Origin of the sequence: Bacillus paramobilis, from assembly GCF_038096195.1 — a bacterium.
Classification (GTDB): domain Bacteria; phylum Bacillota; class Bacilli; order Bacillales; family Bacillaceae_G; genus Bacillus_A; species Bacillus_A mobilis.
Genome location: NZ_CP151108.1, coordinates 2100750 through 2118799, shown reverse-complemented (window position 1 = coordinate 2118799; position 18050 = coordinate 2100750). Strand labels below are relative to the sequence as shown.

Below are 18050 nucleotides of genomic sequence, written 5' to 3'. Positions count from 1 at the left end.
GAGCGATGGGTACAGAACAACTTCTCCTAATAGGCGGATTGGCCATATTGGACACGCTAAGCCCTACTACAATAGGAGTAACAATATATCTACTTTTAACAGATAAAGAGAATCTTACGAAACGTTTATTCGTTTATTTATTCACGGTAGCAGGATGTTATTTTGCTGTTGGAGTTTCACTCATGTTAGGATTAGATTTTTTGTTTAAGTTTATTTCTGGCGTATTTCAAAACCGAATCGTAAGCTGGACGCTTTTTATTATTGGATCCCTATTATTCATCGCAAGCTTTTATATTCCACCAAAGAAAAATTCAAAGCTCCCTTCACCAAAATCAAATAGCATTCTTTCAATGATTGCGCTCGGATTCACTACTACATTAATTGAAGCGGGAACTGCATTTCCTTATTTTGCAGCAATTGGCATACTAACTACTTCTAATCTATCATGGATAGCATGGTCTTCTATTTTAGCTGGATACAACTTTATCATGGTATTGCCCTCTCTCTTGCTGTTTTTCCTCTATCTCCTATTTGGTCGATGGATGCAAAAAACCCTCGAGAGACTTCGAATGAAAATCGCTAATAGTACAGGATCAGCTCTGTCATGGATTATGTGTGTAGTTGGCCTCCTCCTAATATTAAATAGCCTGGATTATTTATAGGGTTTTACCAAAGTATTAGAAAAGATCTTATTAGCTCAAAAGTGATGTTAAACGAATTAGAGAATTTACAATAAGGAAGGGATTATTATGCTTGAAATTACTAATGTAGAAGAACTTACACCTACAAGCTCAGGCCACACCAATCCTTCTTTTACAGGCAGTTACTCTCCCTTCCCTCTTCCTCATATTCATCTAATTTTGATGCAGGATAAAATTCGTATTCATCCAATTCGTAATTATTTCTTCCAGCTGCGGATGAAGTGGCTTATCTGCTCCTTCCACATAAATCTTTTTAAATTCCAACGCTTTAAAATCACCTTCGAAATATTTCAAGGTATGATCCATATTTTTTATTACATGTACTTCAGAATCACCTTTCACATAATCACCAATTCTCTTCGCTTTTTCAGGATTTGCCTGAAAGTCTTTATCACCAGCAATTGCTAGTACTGGACATGTTACTTTTATTAAATCTTTATAAATGTCATGCTGAAAATGCTCTCTAAACCACTTTGCATTCATTGGCTTAAAACCAATTTTCACAATATCTTTTTTTGAGTTTATCATTTTCTCTGTTGCTTTTTGCGCCTGCTTTTCTCCTCGTTTCTCAATATTGAGAAGACGCATTAACTTTCCTTTTATTCCTTTTTGCTCTTTTAACTCCTTATAAATAATCTCCCTTTGTCTTTTCGTAGCTTCTTCTAATGATTCCGCAGCTCCTGTAAGTAATATGAGTCCATTAACTGGCGTTCTTGCGTTTACTACCGTCGCTAACATACATCCTTCACTATGACCAGCTAAAATGATATTTTCCGGATCAACAAATGGTTGTTCTTTTAAATACATAATCGTAGCCTCTATATCACTAACTAAATCCCACATTCCAGTCTTCAGAAATTCTCCCTCACTCTTTCCTACTCCGCGCTTATCAAAACGGAGCGTCACTACTCCAAGCCTCGCCATTATATGTGCTAAATCTTTATATATATTCGACGCAAGCTTTAGCGGTAATATCGTTCCATCACGATCAATCTCTCCAGATCCAGCAATAATGACAACCGCAGCATACTTCCCGTCAGCTTTCGGTTTAGTAATCGTACCGAGCAAGGTAAATTCACTATTTATCGCTACTTCACATTCGTCAAAAGCCATAATTTTTTCCTCCCTCTATTCTTTTATATCTAATTTAAATTTCAAACTCACTATTATATTTTTATACTCTCTTATATCTTTCATCGGAGCGAAAACTGGATTCTCTGCAATACTTTGTAACATACTTCGCTTTATAATCTCTTCATTTCTAACCGTTTTAGCACCGAGCGGAAATTCTGCAAACCATTCATCAATCGTATCAAAATAGGAATCGCCATGTAAATGCAGGCTATTTACTGTGAAACTAGCTGCACAAACTGTTGCGTATTTCTGCAACATTTCTAATGCTCTTTCAAAATTTCCTTGCATACAATAGACTTGTGCAGCAGCATAGTATACTTTTAAAGTCATATTAGGATGTAGTTTTTCTATTTCATACACGTCTATTAACATAAAAGCTCTATTTAAAATTACCTCTACCTTTTCAGCGCTTGAGGCATTTAATATTACATAATTCGGTATTGTCGCAACGAGTTGTATTAAATGTTGGTACATACTAATTTGCATCATTTCATTCGCCTTTTCAGCATTTCCAAGCATTTGATACGCCTGTGCGATTAGATCTTCCTCTGGAAAGTTAGGACGTATCGTTTCGCCAAGTAATTGAAGCACCTCATTTGGTCTATTGAGTATAAGATAGCAAGTTGCTTGAAACGATACCGCCTCTTTCACAAGAGATACATCATCACTTTCTTCTTGCACCCTGCTAAAGAGATACATTGCCTCTTCTAAAATTTCAATTCTTTTATCCGTATCCTCAGTTAACATATGGTGGTTAATAAAAAGTAGTCCCATTTGAAGTAATAATGGAAAACAAGAATAATATTTTTTAATTATTTCTCTGCACTCTATCATTACTTCATCAAACGGTTCTTCACTAAAAGCTTCCGCTAGTCGATGATATAAATTTTTAATATCTTCCTGCTCCATTTGTGGTGTATAACTAATTAGTTCATCAATACTTATGTTAAAGTACGATGCTAACAGTGGTAAAAATGTAATATCCGGATAACTCTGCCCTGTCTCCCATTTGGAAACAGACGCCTTCGTAATACCGATATACGCTGCTAACTCTTCCTGCGTAATTCCCTTTTCTTTTCTCTTATCCGCAATTATTTTATGAATATGAATCTCTCTCACTGTATCACCTCTTACTTTTATTATATGTACTATATTCTATACAAAATATGGATTTAAAGTCGACTTTCGTTAACAAAATCAACTGTTAGGAAACATCTCTCTAAAATCAAAGGCAGGAACATATTTGTGATATGTTCCTGCCTTTTTATTGTGGGATCCGATACATAGCCATCTAGCTAAGATTTTGAAGTACTGCAAAATCAAAAATTTTATCTCACCACCGTTTTTTATGAGAATCCAGTGATCAGCTTATTTACATAATTATCGTTATTGGAAGTAAAGTAAACCCCATAGTAGGGGGCCCACCACATCGCTATCAAGCTAACAAAATACAACTACCCCCAGAACGAAATTTTGTGCTAATTTGTAATAAAAAGCTCATTTTTTTCGTTAGGGGTGGATTTCAATTTCTATAGTTTTCACAGTAACATCTCCTAAACAAAATGGTAAAAATTTATTGCGTTCACTATCGCTTTGTTCTTCTTTACAATACATTTAATCTATTAAGATTTAAAAATTATACAACAAAAGAGTGACTCGGTTTAGAATCACTCTTTTCACCTACCTCTTAACTTCATACCATTTATAATTGATTTCTTCACCAAAATCACTTGTGACAATCCCTTTGACCGATGAATGTTGCAAGTAAGAACGGCCCATTCAATATCTTCTATTCAAATATGATAGAATGAAAATATATCCAAAACGGAGGGAAAACAAATGAACTCAAACACAAAACAGTTTATTTATGATATCCAGCAAAGAAAGAACAATTATATAGAAAATGTATTAATAGCAATACAACACCCTAAAAAAGAGCAATCTGAACAGGTCATTCAAAATATAGTAGAGAAGATGGATATGATGATTAGTCTAGTTACTACGTACATGGGGATTGAATCAGGATCTACGGAAGAATTAAAAGAACTTCAGCAAGAAATTATCCATGCTCAAGCATATATTCAAAAAAGAAAATTTGAAGAAACACAGAGATAAAATCCTGTGTTTTTATTTGGACGTCTATGAAACCAATTTGTTATAAATCAAATTAGATGTAATTTAATCATTGTTTTGGCATAATCCATACAATTTGTTGAATTCGTACAATATACGGTACCGTATCTTCAATAAGCAAATGATCTGGTTTCACATCCTTTAACTTTCCTCTTACATTACCTCTTACAGTTTCAATAACCACATATTTACCAATTACTGATTGTAATGTCTGATATACGTAGGGATTAGGTGTACTTACCATATGTTGTTCACTCAAGTCATTTCCTTCCGAATAACTCATTCTATAAGACTCCTTTCTAATTTGCATTCTTTCTCCTAATATATGATATAAATCTTATAAATATACTAGAAGGATAATTCATTATAGGAACGGAAATAACATTTTAATTAAGGTACGGTTTCTATTTCTAAATTGCTAAAAATTATTTATATAAAGTTACTTTTACTAGTTAATAGATGATGATATACGGATATTTTGAATGTACATCTAGGTTGTTTCTTTTAGGATATGTATGATTTTAAATACGCCCTTTATTAGAATAGTGCTCATACTTTTTTTGAGATTCTTTCGTAATACGTGCATTAAGTAAAATTGCTAACAATAAATACACTCCATATTTTCCTCCTGTAGCTCCTATGATAATCACACTACTACAAACAAGTATAATTAATAGGATAAACGAAACTGAATAAATACGATCATAATTCTTTGATATCTTCTCGTATTTTATGCGCTCTTTCCTTGCATCCATCTAAATTCCTCCTTTAAATTATCCGTTTCACTCTCAAATAAATCTTGCTCTTAAAAAGGAAACAATATATCGTTTTAAATAATTAGTTTATTTTTTTATCAACTAATTTATATAACGTAAAAAGAAATCCTACCAATATTAAGCTTTCCACCATGATAATCCCGACCCTCTCCTTCCAACACATCAGATAAAAGTTACGTATATCCCATATTAGCTGTAGCAAACAAAAAGGATCTGCCCTTCTCGTAAAGGCTGATCCTTTTCTTCGTTCATTCAGCTATTTTTAGCTATTCTTGATTAATTAGAATCACAGCTGGTCCATCTACACGAATTCCACCAACTTCGATTTTTTCATAAGGCTCAACTGTAATAGAAATAATCCCTTCTCGCTTCCTTAATTCATTACTTAATTCTTTTGTTAACATTTTTTTCATGTGTGCACCCCTTCTTACTGCTTCATTTACTATTGTTATGTAAATAAGATTAAAAATGGTTTCCTGGTCTGGAAACCATTTTTTGTAGTTGACCATATGGTGTTACCAGTTCGTTTATCAATTTTACGTAAAGAAGATAAACAATTGCTATTCACTGTCTCAGTAGATGTAAGGAACTCTTAAAGAGATAGCGGTGAGATTAATTGTTTTTTCTTCTAGAAATAATGACTTAGATAATATATTACCTAAAACAATGAAAGCCCTACCTCTCTCTCATCCTTACGGATCCTTGTCCGTGCCAGTGTGAATCAGGATTGCAAAAATCAAGTGACTATTTAATCGAGTTATTTGATGAAACTTTGAACGTTCGTAAAAGAAATTTAAAAATAAAAATGGATAAGATTGAAGTAATAACAAAAGAGGTTCCTACTCTAAAAGTGAGTTGAAGAAGTTGAATGTCTTTGAAATGATTTACTTTTAATAATCATCATATTCCCGAAAAATTCAGGATATTTTCGGGGGATGTAATACATTATATATAATGAATCTTAACAGAAACTTTTTATTTGATTTTCAGTGATCCCTTTAATTAATCCTAGTTCACTAATCAAAAATTCATGTGCGTTATCCAACATTTTTTTTTCGCTTGTATTCAGTGCCTTTTCTTTCTTCATACGCATTAAATCACGTACAACTTCAGCACCATCTTGTATTTCACCCGTTTTTATTTTGTCCGTGTTCACTTTATACCTTTGTTTCCACGGCAATAATTTATCTGATTCTCCATGCTGAAAAATGTGTATAATGTGTTTTAATGCAAGTATATCAGTAACTGGGCGTATACTCGAACTTAGTATTTTACCCATAGGAATCATGACTTGCATATTACTGATTGACATTTTTATAACATAATACTGTTGTTTTTTTCCTGAGAATTCTTTTTCTTCTATGGCTTCAATTATACCTGCTCCGTGCATTGGATAAACAATGTTATCGCCAATTTGAAACATATAATTCACCTCCATATGTGGTAACCTTCTTAACCTTAACACATACGTTGTTTTTTATCAAATATTTTATAATATCATAAAATTATTTTTATCGTCAACAACTTTTTAACAAAAAATTAAATTAAGTAAAAAACATCCCAAAAACAATAGGGAGTGTGTCAGATTTCCCATAAAGGGAAGAGAATTACCCCGCTTATATTCTGAAATCTCTACTCATTAACGTAGATCAGTTTTCCCTTGAAAACGACCAAATCGATCACGTATTTTTTTCAATCTTGTGTGGTATTCCAAAATCTCAATTCTTGCTTTTTCAGCTAAAGGTGCAATTGGTCGTAAGTCTTTTAACCCCCAATAATCAACCACTACATCAAGTACTTGATCAAAATATTGTAGTGGTCCATAATTCGCTTCTTTTGCAATCACAGCCATTCTATTTTCAAAATCAGGCATGACGGCACCTGGCATTTTAAAATTCTTAATCACATTGGCAATATGATAGCAATAATTAGGTTCCAATTCTAAATGTGTTCGAATCACGTCTCGATAAAACGCATAATGAAGAGTTTCATCTTTTGCAAGACGGCGTAATAATGTAGCAAGATCTGGATCATGCTTACTTGCAACCTTAGCAACATTATTGTAAAACACCATCGTTGCAAGTTCTTGTAGTGTCGTATATGTCATGGCTTCGATTGGTGTATGAAAATCAGGCTCAAATCCACCCTCAACGACTGATTTTCTTAATTCATGTATCCGTTTAGGGTTCACACTTCGAGTGAGTAGTAAATATGTCTCCAATAAATTTGAATGTTGATCCTCTTCTGAGGTCCAAGTATGAATAAAGTCTGTAATAACAGAAAGGGAACCTTTAAAAGTCGCAGATAAATACGTTGTAAACCATGGTAAATTCACTTCTGTTAATAAAGCTGTTTCAATGGCCGTAATTACACCAGAAGGAAGAGTAACTTGACTTTCATCCCAAGGAACTCTTTTAAAGTCCATTCCCTTATCCCATGGTAAAAACTCATGATAACCCCAGTCTATCTTCTGCGCTCTTATTTTATGCTGTTCATACAGTTCTTTTAAACGTGGTTCTAATCGGAAATCTAAATCATTTGTTAGCATCTATAAGTGCCCCCTTTTCTTATCATATAAATAGTCATTCTATTTTTACTCTTAAAATTTTCTACAAATAAATATTACGTTCCTTTTTTAAAGTCAAACATAATAAATTTGTAACAAAATTCTTTAAGAGCGCTATATTTTTATAGGATTTTTTTATATCAAAAGGGGGACCGTTACATATATTTTCTTTTTTATAAAATAGATACTGAGGCATACAATATGTTAGTTAGCCTAAAAAAACTAACCTCAGTAAATACAGAATAACATTCATGAATGAAGATTCTCGTCATGTTGTAAATCTTGGTGAGTGTAAAAAGGTGCACGCCTATAAAGAATCGTTTTATAATAAAGTTTGATAGTGTTTTATACACACTATCAGCTTATTTAGATGTAAAATCCAATATATTAGATTAAGCGCTTGAAAAACAAATATAGTTGATTAGATAGCCTTAAACGACAATTCCCAACAAGATCAATGTACATTGGCTATGGATGAATTAGACCAAATTTTGTGAAACGGTATACAACACAAAGGGAAGAGGCGATAAACATGCAGTCAACGGAAGCGCATATGAAGGAAAAACAACGCAGAGAAAAAATAGAAATTATATTTAGTCACATGGTAAAAGGAGAGAGTTATTTTCACGGCTCTTCCTATCAATGGAAAAACATTGTATATCAAAATTATAATAGAATACAACAAAAAGAGTTGGAAGTTGAACAACTCATTTCGAAAATGGAAAAAGCAGGGGTTCGTTTTACGCAGCATCGTTCACTCATACACTATCCCGTCATTGATTTTGTAAAATATATAGCTAAGATTTATAATGACCCCCTCGAAATACAATAATCATATTTAAAGGAAACCTTTATAAAAGGTTTATTTTCGAGACTTTTTTAACTAAAACCTTAAAAACTCATTACACCATTCTTTTTATTCTCAATACTCTTCGGTTTTGTTATAATATCAACCATAACGTATTATATTCGTTTGTATATCTTCATATTTTGGGGATTTTATGACACAAAAAGACAACTCTTAATTAGAGTTGTCTTTTATTTTTTTCGATATACACAATACTATTCTGATACAAAAACTTCAAGATTCTTACAACCAGAGAAAAAGTAGGATTTCTCATAGGAGAGATGCTACTTTATTTCCTCATATTCCTTCATTATTTTGTAAAACGTGTTTTTCTTTAGCTCTAACATTTGCATAAACATAGTAGCTGTTATTTCTCCGCTTTTCCATTTAACAAGCCTAATTGTCATTTATTTTTCTTTATAACCTGATTCTATGATATACTCATAATGAGTCGGGGAATCACTCTCCCCTCTATGTACTTATATTTTATCTATTCATTTTGGCGTTTAGTCTCTTAAAGCTAAGCGTCCTTTTTCTTTTTTTCCTATAATTCAGCATCTAGCACTAACTTATTTGCTAATCTTTTCAAAACAAACAATACAGTATCTATTTAACGGATTAACTCAACATAAGATTAAATTCAGACTATTGATTATATATATCGTTTTTATTGAATATTAAGGTACATTAAGTTTTATATTTCCTATATTAAAAAAGCCCCTTGAAAGGAGCCTCTTATTTTACAAGGTATTGTTCTATTTCTTTTATTAATAATTCTGCACCTTCTGGACTTAATGCTATCTTACCATTTGCTAATGCTATGTTATGATTTGACACTTCTCCTGTTAATGCACAAACACCACCAGGCTGATTACTTCTGTAAAACAATGTCTTCCCCTTCTACAAAAATCTCTAATGGTGATTTTTCTTTAATACCAAGCGTATTTCTAAGTTCCTTTGGAATTACTACACGCCCTAATTCATCTACTTTTCTAGTTACTCCGGTTGCTTTCATCTAGCATCTTTCCCCATTTCATTATCAATTTGTACCCAAGCTATTCTTGACTATTGTAACAAGATTTCGCCATACATGAGAAACATAACGATCCAAAAACTAATGATTATAACAAAAAATTCTTTAAAACTTTGCTGAAAGGAAATACGTCCTTCTCCCGTTCTACATGCTGTAGATTTGAAAGAAAGTTTAATTAGAACCTAGTTAAAAAATTTGATTTCATCAAAATAATTGGAATTAGTTATTCTATACTACAAAATTTTATAAAAGGCTTCATTATTCCAATGATTCAAATGTCTCTTAAGCACTCTTCAACGTTTGAGAATTATTCATAATCACAGCCCGTGATTCAATTAGGGGTACAGCCTAGATACGTACAAAAATAATTCATATACTCACTTTTATTTCCAAACCATGCCCCATTAGGCTTATAGAGGGATTGTTTTTTCTATTGGTTGAGTGATCTTCTGTAAATCAATCACATAATCCCCAAAGCGTTTTATATGTCTTGTTATATAAGGATTTAGCGTTTCCAAAATCTTGGCGTAAAAAGCGATAACCTTCATTTTTTAGTTGCCATAAAATCATAGTGATATCTACAACATTTTGAAAAAACATTATAGGCTTCTACTTTATTTGTACTAGCTATAATTTGTTCACGTAATTTCATATCAGAAATTACAAAGTAAAAACAGAACATGAAATGCTCAAAAAATTATCACAGGGTGGATTCGCAAAATATTTGAAAATCCACCCTGCGATACCGTGCTCATTCATATGTACCTCTACTTCAGCTGAAACCACTCCAAAAGAAATCTGTGGAATACCAATCGATAATTTGCTTACTTCCAAGTTTTTTGTCGTTTTAAACATTTCACACTGAATCGCCGAAATCTATTTGATGTTCTGTACATAGGGTACCGCCATATAACCATCAACCTAAGATTTTGATGCCCCCCACAACGATAAAAATAAACTTGGTTGCCATAACAAAACGCGAATTTCGTACGCTAAGGAATTTCTAAGTTGAAAAACTTGGTTTTACCGTACGTTAACAAAGTACCATAAACGACATTTAATATTTGTTATGGTACTTTGTTTTTGATAATGAGTTTTGGAACTGGTTTTTGACCGTATTTCTTTCAGTTTTATTAGAACTAAATAGTGTTCCTTAAACGTTCGTTTTCGGTACTTTTAGAGAAACTTAATTGGATAAATATATTATAAAAAAAGATTATGAAGAAATATACTTCAACTAACAAGGCGGGTTAACACCCTACTCAGAAAACTGATATAATAATTTAGATTATTATAAAATTTCAGTAAAGTAATGATTCTAGTTGAAGAAATCTCGAAATCCCGAAACAGTACATAAACCAGTAGCACCATATATCCATCAAATAGAAGTAACAGGTCCTAATAAATGGCTCACATTATCAGGTCAATTAGGCATGGAAATAGATGGAATGGTTCCAGAGGATCCATTGGAACAGTTACAATTAGCTCTAGATAATATTAGAAGAAATCTTGTGGCTGCTAATATGAACGTAGAAGATTTAACTAAGATGGTATTTTATTTAGTAGGTGATTTTAATGCAGATAAGAGAAGAAAAATTATTGGAGATTTTCTAGGTGAACATCTCCCTTGTACTACTATGATTTATGTGGTGGCATTAGCAGCTCCTGTATTTAAAGTAGAGGTAGACGCTTGGGCATGTAAGGAAATTATTTAATTTCTCTTGATAAACAATAATTAATTATATGATGAATCTTATTGTATTATCGGGAGTTTTAGTCAAATATATCAATCTAAAAAAGTCGAGTCCCTAGCGTACAGGAAATCGGCTTTTTCTTTATGAAATTTTGCTTAGCGTACGAAATTCGCGAAATGTTGGTGCTACCCCTAGTAGCACCAACACTGTTCTTGTTATAATTAATTTTTTTCAGAACGTCTATAATCCTCTTTTAAAAAATATATGTAAATATAATAAAAAACGAATGATTAATAGAAATATTCTACGCCACTCGTTTTTTATTGGACTTCTTTTTACTGTACTTTTATTTTCTTTATGGGTTATTAGAAAAATAATTGTCTATATAAGTCTTTATTTTTTCAAAATCCTTTTCCATAAATAAGATTGCTGGTACTTCAATTATTGGAAGATTATTTTCATTATCAAAAGGTGGACACGGTTTGGGAACTACCAAATAGTCAACTGAGTTTTTATCCCTAATATAATTAATTGAAACATCATAATACTTAGAAAAATATTCCTTCAAATCATCCTGATTCCTTAAAAATGGTAGAGAAAATATTGAACCATAATTTATACCAGCGTCGACAATTAATACAAAGCATATTTTTTTCATGATACACCCTCCTCGTATAATAAGTTTTAAGTTAATAACTGTTCCTTGAAAATTAAATAGTTTTTATCTTCAAGAGCTAGATCCAAAAAATGATGTATGGGTAAAATTTAGTCTTGGATACTGGGGGATTTCCCTACCTTATTCAAAGAAAGGCATTACATGCTATTCCGAATGCAATAAAACAAATAAAATACTAAGACAACAACAGTAATAATACTCGATGCTGTTTTGAAAGTTTTGTTTTCATACGTTTTATTTAACAAGAAGAAGAACAAAACGACCCAGACCCCGTTGGAAAAGAATGATGTTAGTGCATTGAAAACAACTCGAAACGCAAACATAGAGTCGTCCATTAGTTTTTTACCTCTCTTTTTCCTTATTATACCATTCATAAAAAGTGATGTATCGTGTTTTTCTTGTATATTCTATACATGTGAGGTTAGCATAACGTCTCATTATCAGTAGCAAGGAAAAAAGAGAACCCTGCTCTCACAAGGGCATCTTCTTTCTTAGTTCTATGAATCTATACATTTTTTATACATTCCTATCCTAACGCGGTTTTAGTGTTCTTGTTTGTTACTGGATTAGCTAAAAAACTGTATAAAATCTTGCATACTCTTAGCGTAGGATTTCCCCAAAATACTGAACCCCCATTAAACACTCTCCCGTCACTTGTCTATCTTTAAGAGTAACTCTGCTTGTTTATTTAAAGTCATCGCACCGAGGCTTTGTCCCCCCTCCCAAAGCCAAACAAACGATTCAGGTTACATGCTTATCTCAAACTGAACATTCAATCTTTATTCAGTTTGTAAATAAAAAGGACAATCAGCCCCATAATGGACTAACTATCCTATAAATTATTATCTAAATTCAATAAAACTAGAACTTCTTTTCCTATGTATCATTATTTCGTTATTTCGTTATTTCACCAAACTGCGCTCTCGTCACTTTCGCCAAGTCATCCACTTTCAGCTCAATTTGTATACCAATTTTCCCGCCGCTCACTATGATCATTTCAAGATTTTGAGCACTCTCGTCAATACATGTAGAAAATAACTTCTTCATTCCGACTGGTGAACAACCACCTCGAATATATCCTGATACTTTCGTAATATCTTTTACAGGAATCATTTCAATCTTCTTTTCACTGACCGCTTTTGCGGCAGCTTTTAAATTCAGTTCCTCATCTACCGGGATGATAAACACATGATAATTTTTACTATTTCCTTGAGCGATTAACGTTTTATATACTTCTCTCACTTCTCGCCCAATTTTCTCGGCTACTGATACGCCATCGATTTTCCCATCGTTTGAATCATATGACATCATCGAATATTCAATTTTTTCTTTATCTAGTATTCGCATCGCATTTGTTTTATCTTTTTTCATAATGATCTCCTTAAAAGGTTATTTCATATTATTAAGTTTTCTTTTATTATACACCCTTTTCCATTTCTCCTACATAACTTCACTTATATTTCAAAACTAAAAATATTGATAATTCAAAAATCATCTGATATAATTTGGAAAAACTTATGTTAAGGAGAGATTTGTAATGCGAAATTTTAATGCTTCTTTCCAACTTCATCATCATACGTAACGCCGTGTATCCGGAGAAAAATTTTTCTTCGTGGGTACAGGGCTTTTCCTGTTGACCCACGAAGCGTTCATAAAGCTATGTGGGTATTTTTATACCTGCATAGCTTTTTTTAATTTAAAAAAGGAGTGATTACAATGGAAATGAACAATGTAAAAGGAACGAAAGACTATTTACCAGAGGAACAAGTGTTGCGAAATAAAATGAAAAGAGCGTGTGAAGATACGTTTGAACGTTATGGTTGTAAACCGTTAGAAACACCAACGTTAAATATGTATGAACTTATGTCATACAAGTACGGCGGCGGTGATGAAATTTTAAAAGAAATATATACACTTCAGGATCAAGGAAAACGCGACCTTGCGTTACGTTACGATTTAACTATACCATTCGCAAAAGTTGTGGCAATGAATCCGAACATCCGCCTTCCTTTTAAACGGTATGAAATTGGGAAAGTATTTCGAGATGGGCCAATTAAACAAGGGAGATTTCGTGAGTTTATACAATGCGATGTTGATATAGTCGGTGTTGAGTCTGTCATGGCAGAAGCTGAACTTATGAGCATGGCGTTTGAACTGTTCCGAACGTTAAACTTAGAAGTAACGATCCAATATAATAACCGAAAATTATTAAACGGCATTCTCGAGTCCATTAACATCCCTACTGAACGAACGAGTGACGTCATTTTATCATTAGACAAAATCGAAAAGATTGGGATTGATGGTGTACGAAAAGATGTATTAGAGCGCGGAATTTCTGAAGAAATGGCTGATACGATATGTAATACTGTTTTATCTTGTCTAAAGCTTACAATTGCTGACTTTAAAGAAGCTTTCAATACTCCACTCGTTATCGATGGCGTAAACGAATTACAACAATTACAGCAATATTTAATCGCCCTTGGAATAAATGAAAATGCTATATTCAATCCGTTTTTAGCGCGTGGACTTACAATGTATACAGGTACTGTGTATGAAATCTTTTTAAAAGATGGCTCAATTACATCCAGCATCGGTAGCGGCGGTCGATACGATAACATTATCGGAGCATTCCGTGGTGATAATATGAACTATCCAACAGTCGGTATTTCATTCGGTTTAGACGTTATTTATACAGCACTATCACAGAAAGAAACGATATCATCTACAGCGGATGTATTTATCATCCCACTCGGGACAGAATTACAATGCTTGCAAATTGCCCAGCAATTACGCAATACAACTTCCTTAAAAGTCGAACTCGAACTTGCAGGACGCAAACTAAAACGTGCCCTTAATTACGCAAATAAAGAGAATATCCCTTATGTGCTTATTATTGGGGAAGAAGAACTTAGTACAGAAACCGTTATGCTGCGGAATATGAAGGAAGGTAGTGAGATGAAAGTCTCCCTTTCTTCTTTAAGTAGTTATTTATAATACAAACCACCCTCGTTTGGGTGGTTTTTCTATTTTATAGATAACCAATAATTAGTTAACATAAAAAAATTACATTCTACTATAATCTACAAATATATAATATCCAATCACCTGTTATATTTGGTAATATATAGATATGAATTGTTTTAGGAGGATTTACTTTGAAAACTTACATACAAGCACTAAAGTGGACTACAGGGATCTTTCACCTATTATTACTTCCTTGTTATTATTTATTTCCAAGTTTTGTTAACCTAGGCGGGATACCTTTACTACTATTGATTGCTTTACATATTACTACTATTTTATTAGCTAACAAAGCAGGCATGAATACGTACGCTCATTATATAGGTATTATCGTTACTCTAGTTGCCTTCTTTCCTTATATAGACGTCGTTCTACATATTATAGCAGCTGTTTTCCTTTTATTAGATGCAATTTCCACTACTAAAAAGAAAGTTTTTGATTCATAGCAAAATCAATAGCACATCCCAAGAATAGATTCACATGCATTTTAATGACAACCAAAATTTTAGAAAGTAAAAAATAAAAGGTGTCTTCACATATGGAAAACACCTTTTATTTCTACAACTCTTAACTATTATTTTTCGTATTTCTACTCTCCAAAACTTTCTCCATATTATGAGTTGCCCATTCCATCATTAATAGAATCATTGGACGTAGTGATTCACCAAGCTCCGTTAACGAATATTCTACTTTTGGCGGCACTTCACGGTATACTTCACGATGTATAATGCCATCTGCTTCAAGTTCTCTCAGCTGCAGTGTTAACATTCTTTGTGTGATATTAGGTTTTAATCTTTTTAATTCATTAAATCTCTTTGTACCATCTAATAAATGATACAAAATAACCCCTTTCCATTTTCCGCCAATAACCTCAACCATAGCTTCCACTGGACAAGAATATTTATTTAAAAATGGGTAATTTATATTATTTTCGTTTGAACAATCCATCATAAGTCCCTTCCCTTAACAATAGTATCTTTTTTGATACTATAACACATAAATGTGCGTACTTGTATCTATGTTACTTTAAAAATATAATTTACTTACAAAAATAAATTAATGAAAAGAGGAACTTTTATGACAAATACAAAACAAATTACAAAAGAGAAAATTATGGAGGCTTTCCATTTCAGACATGCATGTAAAGAGTTCGATCCTATGCACAAAATTTCAGAAGAGGATTTTCATTTCATTTTAGAAACAGGCAGATTATCTCCTTCTTCTTTTGGTTATGAACCTTGGAAATTTATTGTCGTACAAAATAAAGAATTAAGAGAAAAACTACAACCGTATTCATGGGGCGCTGGTGGGCAACTTGCAACAGCTAGTCACTTTGTCATTGTTCTTTCAAGAAATATTAAAGATATGCATTATGATGCAGAGTATATTAAACATATGATGAACGATATTATTGGATTACCTGAAGACACTCAAAAAATTAGATATGAATTCTTCAAAAAGTTCCAGGAAACAGATTTTAACTTATTACAATCCGATCGTGCTGTATTTGATTGGGCATCTAAGCAAACTTATATTGCTTTAGGTAATATGATGACGAGTGCAGCTCAAATCGGCATTGATTCTTGTCCAATAGAAGGATTTGATAAAGAGAAAATAGATTCTTTACTTCGTCAAGAAGGCATTATAAAAGACGATAATCTTGAAGTATCTGTTATGGTTGCCTTTGGTTACCGTAAAGAAGAGCCAAAGCGTGATAAAACAAGACAAACTATGGATACAATTGTTGAATGGATTAAGTAATATAGCACTCATAAATAAAACTCCTTCTAGCTAAATACTTATTCTATTGAAGAATCAGTTGTTTTTCTAATGTATGAAATTGATTTTTCATGGAAAGATATGTTAGTATGTATACAGTTTGAGCGCTCTATTTTTTAGAGTCGAACAGGAGGAGAATAGATATGTCTGATATTGAAGTTGGCGAAGTGTTTACTCTCAGTGATGAGAATAATGAGGATCAGGAAGTAGAAGTACTCGGAGCGATGGATGTCGAAGGCGCAGAATATATTGCAGTTGCCTTCGTAGAAGACATTCAAACAGAATCTGAGGAAGACATTGATATTTTCTTTTTAAAAGTAGAAGAAGATAATGAGTTTTCATACATTGAAAATGATGAAGAGTTTGATAAAGTATCTGCTGCTTTTGATAAAATTTTGGACGAGCAAGAGCAAGAATAATAAGAATGAAAAACACGAGGGTGGATGCATATCCGCCCTCTTTTTATTTATCCCGCATTAACGGGCAGTAAAAGCCCAATTGGTGAGGGCTGATAATCAGTGGGGGATGGACAAAACACCCACTGATTAAAGTTTCACTTTATCACTCATCCAAAGACTTATGCAACAATTCCAGTACATCTTTCATCACAAAAGGCCCGTCTTTTTTCACATGTTCAGCGAATTCAGAAACGAGACGTAATGTTTTTACACTTTCAATCGGATGCTCGCCGGATGCACTTTCAGCAGAAAGCATAACTGCATTCGTTCCGTCCAGTACAGCTTGAAACACATCAGTTACCTCAGCCCTTGTTGGAATAGAATGATCTACCATAGATTGAAGCATTTGTGTCGCTGTAATAACATATGTATTCGTTCGATTACATTCCTGAATCATCATTTTCTGCAAAAGCGGAATAAATTGATACGGCAACTCTACTCCTAAATCCCCCCTTGCAATCATAATTCCATCTGCTTCTTTACATATATCTTGAAAATTCTCGATCGCTTCCATCGTTTCTATTTTTGCAATTACATTAGGTGATGTTTCTTTATATTGCTGTATAAAATCTCGTATTTCTTTTATATGACTAGGTTTTCTTACGAAAGAACACGCGATAAAATCAACATCCTCTTCTAACAGAAACTGAATGTCTTTTTTATCTTTCTCTGTAATAGCTGGTAAACTAACGATTGCCCCTGGTAAGTTCACCCCTTTATGAGATGAGATATTACCACCTGTTTTCACCTTTGTTTCTATTTTATCCGCACTTACCGTTTCAACGATTAACTCAACTTCGCCATCATTAATTAAAATTCTACTTCCAACTTTCACGTCATTCACGATTCCTTCATAATCAACACTTGCTTCTTTATTGCTCCCTGTAACTGGTTGTGTATGTAAAATAAAAGAATCTCCCGCCTGAAGTGTAATTTGTTCTCCTTTTACTTCACCTAACCTTATTTTAGGACCTTGTACATCGCCTAAAATTTTAATAGAATCGTCTAGCGATTTGACTAAACGAATAATATCTTTATGACTTTCATGCGTGCCATGTGATAAATTCAATCGTACTATTTTCATACCATTGCTTATTAACTGCGCTAACGTTTCTTTATTATTACTTGCTGGCCCAATTGTACAAACTCGATCTATTGTCATTTTTATCACCATCCTTTTTCGTTAGGTTTCCCATAAACTTTACTTACACTCTCAACACAAAAAAGCCTAC

At 33.0% G+C, this 18050-nt stretch carries 20 protein-coding genes and 3 pseudogenes; 8 read left to right on the top strand and 15 right to left on the bottom strand.

Going from position 1 to position 18050, the window contains the following annotated elements; all coding sequences use genetic code 11:
• Window positions 1–5 precede the first annotated feature (5 nt).
• Window positions 6–662, top strand: a complete 657-nt coding sequence (locus AABL52_RS10955; protein ID WP_341519364.1) for a GAP family protein — start codon at window positions 6–8, stop codon at window positions 660–662.
• A 192-nt stretch (window positions 663–854) separates the two neighbouring features.
• Here AABL52_RS10955 and AABL52_RS10950 read toward each other — a convergent pair whose 3' ends face one another.
• A complete protein-coding gene (locus tag AABL52_RS10950) occupies window positions 855–1814 on the bottom strand; it encodes an alpha/beta hydrolase family protein (protein ID WP_341519363.1) in 960 nt (319 codons plus the stop codon).
• 15 nt (window positions 1815–1829) lie between these two features.
• On the bottom strand, window positions 1830–2954 hold the full coding sequence (locus tag AABL52_RS10945; protein ID WP_341519362.1) for a helix-turn-helix domain-containing protein: 1125 nt from the start codon (window positions 2952–2954) through the stop codon (window positions 1830–1832).
• A gap of 720 nt (window positions 2955–3674) precedes the next feature.
• Between AABL52_RS10945 and AABL52_RS10940 the strand changes: the two genes are divergently transcribed.
• Window positions 3675–3950: a hypothetical protein gene (locus tag AABL52_RS10940; protein WP_001087721.1), complete on the top strand. Its 276-nt coding sequence runs from the start codon at window positions 3675–3677 to the stop codon at window positions 3948–3950.
• 67 nt (window positions 3951–4017) lie between these two features.
• Here the strand turns inward: AABL52_RS10940 and AABL52_RS10935 are convergent, their stop codons facing one another.
• From AABL52_RS10935 to AABL52_RS10915, 5 genes are all read right to left on the bottom strand, one after another.
• Window positions 4018–4251, bottom strand: a complete 234-nt coding sequence (locus tag AABL52_RS10935) for a YuzF family protein (protein ID WP_000122224.1) — start codon at window positions 4249–4251, stop codon at window positions 4018–4020.
• Between the two features lie 238 nt (window positions 4252–4489).
• Window positions 4490–4723, bottom strand: coding sequence for a hypothetical protein (locus AABL52_RS10930; protein WP_000340028.1), 234 nt, complete (start codon window positions 4721–4723; stop codon window positions 4490–4492).
• A 287-nt stretch (window positions 4724–5010) separates the two neighbouring features.
• Window positions 5011–5157 (bottom strand): BC1881 family protein, encoded by a 147-nt coding sequence (locus tag AABL52_RS10925; RefSeq protein ID WP_000738554.1) that lies wholly within the window; start codon window positions 5155–5157, stop codon window positions 5011–5013.
• Between the two features lie 548 nt (window positions 5158–5705).
• Window positions 5706–6167 (bottom strand): CarD family transcriptional regulator, encoded by a 462-nt coding sequence (locus AABL52_RS10920; protein WP_000486312.1) that lies wholly within the window; start codon window positions 6165–6167, stop codon window positions 5706–5708.
• Between the two features lie 216 nt (window positions 6168–6383).
• Complete coding sequence (locus AABL52_RS10915; protein ID WP_070169563.1) at window positions 6384–7292, bottom strand: acyl-ACP desaturase; 909 nt, start codon at window positions 7290–7292, stop codon at window positions 6384–6386.
• Window positions 7293–7842: 550 nt separating this feature from the next.
• Between AABL52_RS10915 and AABL52_RS10910 the strand changes: the two genes are divergently transcribed.
• Window positions 7843–8142 carry a hypothetical protein gene (locus AABL52_RS10910; protein WP_016087049.1) on the top strand — a complete coding sequence of 100 codons (300 nt, stop codon included), beginning with the start codon at window positions 7843–7845 and terminating at the stop codon, window positions 8140–8142.
• Window positions 8143–8441: 299 nt separating this feature from the next.
• Here the strand turns inward: AABL52_RS10910 and AABL52_RS10905 are convergent.
• The 3 pseudogenes from AABL52_RS10905 to AABL52_RS27130 form a co-directional block, all read right to left on the bottom strand.
• A pseudogene (locus tag AABL52_RS10905) lies at window positions 8442–8546 on the bottom strand (recombinase family protein); the annotation flags it as partial.
• Between the two features lie 346 nt (window positions 8547–8892).
• Window positions 8893–9172, bottom strand: a pseudogene (locus AABL52_RS10900) (AbrB/MazE/SpoVT family DNA-binding domain-containing protein).
• 428 nt (window positions 9173–9600) lie between these two features.
• A pseudogene (locus tag AABL52_RS27130) lies at window positions 9601–9851 on the bottom strand (Tn3 family transposase); the annotation flags it as partial.
• A gap of 661 nt (window positions 9852–10512) precedes the next feature.
• Here AABL52_RS27130 and AABL52_RS10895 point away from each other — a divergent pair.
• The gene (locus AABL52_RS10895) at window positions 10513–10905 is read left to right on the top strand and encodes a RidA family protein (RefSeq protein ID WP_341519361.1); all 393 of its coding nucleotides are present in this window, start codon (window positions 10513–10515) and stop codon (window positions 10903–10905) included.
• Between the two features lie 334 nt (window positions 10906–11239).
• Here the strand turns inward: AABL52_RS10895 and AABL52_RS10890 are convergent, their stop codons facing one another.
• The 3 genes from AABL52_RS10890 to ybaK all read right to left on the bottom strand — a co-directional run bounded on the left by AABL52_RS10890 (window position 11240) and on the right by ybaK (window position 12931).
• Window positions 11240–11542: a hypothetical protein gene (locus tag AABL52_RS10890; RefSeq protein ID WP_000717613.1), complete on the bottom strand. Its 303-nt coding sequence runs from the start codon at window positions 11540–11542 to the stop codon at window positions 11240–11242.
• A gap of 155 nt (window positions 11543–11697) precedes the next feature.
• Window positions 11698–11895, bottom strand: a complete 198-nt coding sequence (locus AABL52_RS27125; protein WP_002096482.1) for a hypothetical protein — start codon at window positions 11893–11895, stop codon at window positions 11698–11700.
• Window positions 11896–12454: 559 nt separating this feature from the next.
• Complete coding sequence (gene ybaK / locus AABL52_RS10885) at window positions 12455–12931, bottom strand: Cys-tRNA(Pro) deacylase (protein ID WP_341519360.1); 477 nt, start codon at window positions 12929–12931, stop codon at window positions 12455–12457.
• 345 nt (window positions 12932–13276) lie between these two features.
• Between ybaK and AABL52_RS10880 the strand changes: the two genes are divergently transcribed.
• Entirely contained in the window at window positions 13277–14554 is a 1278-nt protein-coding gene (locus AABL52_RS10880; RefSeq protein WP_341519359.1) for a histidine--tRNA ligase, read from the top strand.
• Window positions 14555–14715: 161 nt separating this feature from the next.
• The gene (locus AABL52_RS10875; protein ID WP_341519358.1) at window positions 14716–15027 is read left to right on the top strand and encodes a hypothetical protein; all 312 of its coding nucleotides are present in this window, start codon (window positions 14716–14718) and stop codon (window positions 15025–15027) included.
• A 121-nt stretch (window positions 15028–15148) separates the two neighbouring features.
• Here the strand turns inward: AABL52_RS10875 and AABL52_RS10870 are convergent, their stop codons facing one another.
• Window positions 15149–15529, bottom strand: a complete 381-nt coding sequence (locus AABL52_RS10870; protein WP_000340656.1) for a winged helix-turn-helix transcriptional regulator — start codon at window positions 15527–15529, stop codon at window positions 15149–15151.
• Between the two features lie 129 nt (window positions 15530–15658).
• Here AABL52_RS10870 and AABL52_RS10865 point away from each other — a divergent pair, with 129 nt between their 5' ends.
• Both AABL52_RS10865 and AABL52_RS10860 read left to right on the top strand, forming a co-directional pair.
• Window positions 15659–16342 carry an NAD(P)H-dependent oxidoreductase gene (locus AABL52_RS10865; RefSeq protein WP_060487743.1) on the top strand — a complete coding sequence of 228 codons (684 nt, stop codon included), beginning with the start codon at window positions 15659–15661 and terminating at the stop codon, window positions 16340–16342.
• Window positions 16343–16497: 155 nt separating this feature from the next.
• On the top strand, window positions 16498–16779 hold the full coding sequence (locus tag AABL52_RS10860; RefSeq protein ID WP_002008111.1) for a DUF1292 domain-containing protein: 282 nt from the start codon (window positions 16498–16500) through the stop codon (window positions 16777–16779).
• A 142-nt stretch (window positions 16780–16921) separates the two neighbouring features.
• On the opposite strand, the gene AABL52_RS10855 is transcribed toward AABL52_RS10860, so the two are convergent.
• Window positions 16922–17992 carry a pyruvate kinase gene (locus AABL52_RS10855; protein ID WP_341519357.1) on the bottom strand — a complete coding sequence of 357 codons (1071 nt, stop codon included), beginning with the start codon at window positions 17990–17992 and terminating at the stop codon, window positions 16922–16924.
• Window positions 17993–18050 lie beyond the last annotated feature (58 nt).

Coding starts and splice junctions, on each gene's coding strand:
- AABL52_RS10955 (WP_341519364.1), top strand. CDS start 6: ATGGGTACAGAACAACTTCTCCTAATAGGCGGATTGGCCATATTGGAC.
- AABL52_RS10950 (WP_341519363.1), bottom strand. CDS start 1,814: ATGGCTTTTGACGAATGTGAAGTAGCGATAAATAGTGAATTTACCTTG.
- AABL52_RS10940 (WP_001087721.1), top strand. CDS start 3,675: ATGAACTCAAACACAAAACAGTTTATTTATGATATCCAGCAAAGAAAG.
- AABL52_RS10935 (WP_000122224.1), bottom strand. CDS start 4,251: ATGAGTTATTCGGAAGGAAATGACTTGAGTGAACAACATATGGTAAGT.
- AABL52_RS10930 (WP_000340028.1), bottom strand. CDS start 4,723: ATGGATGCAAGGAAAGAGCGCATAAAATACGAGAAGATATCAAAGAAT.
- AABL52_RS10925 (WP_000738554.1), bottom strand. CDS start 5,157: ATGAAAAAAATGTTAACAAAAGAATTAAGTAATGAATTAAGGAAGCGA.
- AABL52_RS10920 (WP_000486312.1), bottom strand. CDS start 6,167: ATGTTTCAAATTGGCGATAACATTGTTTATCCAATGCACGGAGCAGGT.
- AABL52_RS10915 (WP_070169563.1), bottom strand. CDS start 7,292: ATGCTAACAAATGATTTAGATTTCCGATTAGAACCACGTTTAAAAGAA.
- AABL52_RS10910 (WP_016087049.1), top strand. CDS start 7,843: ATGCAGTCAACGGAAGCGCATATGAAGGAAAAACAACGCAGAGAAAAA.
- AABL52_RS10890 (WP_000717613.1), bottom strand. CDS start 11,542: ATGAAAAAAATATGCTTTGTATTAATTGTCGACGCTGGTATAAATTAT.
- AABL52_RS27125 (WP_002096482.1), bottom strand. CDS start 11,895: ATGGACGACTCTATGTTTGCGTTTCGAGTTGTTTTCAATGCACTAACA.
- ybaK (WP_341519360.1), bottom strand. CDS start 12,931: ATGAAAAAAGATAAAACAAATGCGATGCGAATACTAGATAAAGAAAAA.
- AABL52_RS10880 (WP_341519359.1), top strand. CDS start 13,277: ATGGAAATGAACAATGTAAAAGGAACGAAAGACTATTTACCAGAGGAA.
- AABL52_RS10870 (WP_000340656.1), bottom strand. CDS start 15,529: ATGGATTGTTCAAACGAAAATAATATAAATTACCCATTTTTAAATAAA.
- AABL52_RS10865 (WP_060487743.1), top strand. CDS start 15,659: ATGACAAATACAAAACAAATTACAAAAGAGAAAATTATGGAGGCTTTC.
- AABL52_RS10855 (WP_341519357.1), bottom strand. CDS start 17,992: ATGGTGATAAAAATGACAATAGATCGAGTTTGTACAATTGGGCCAGCA.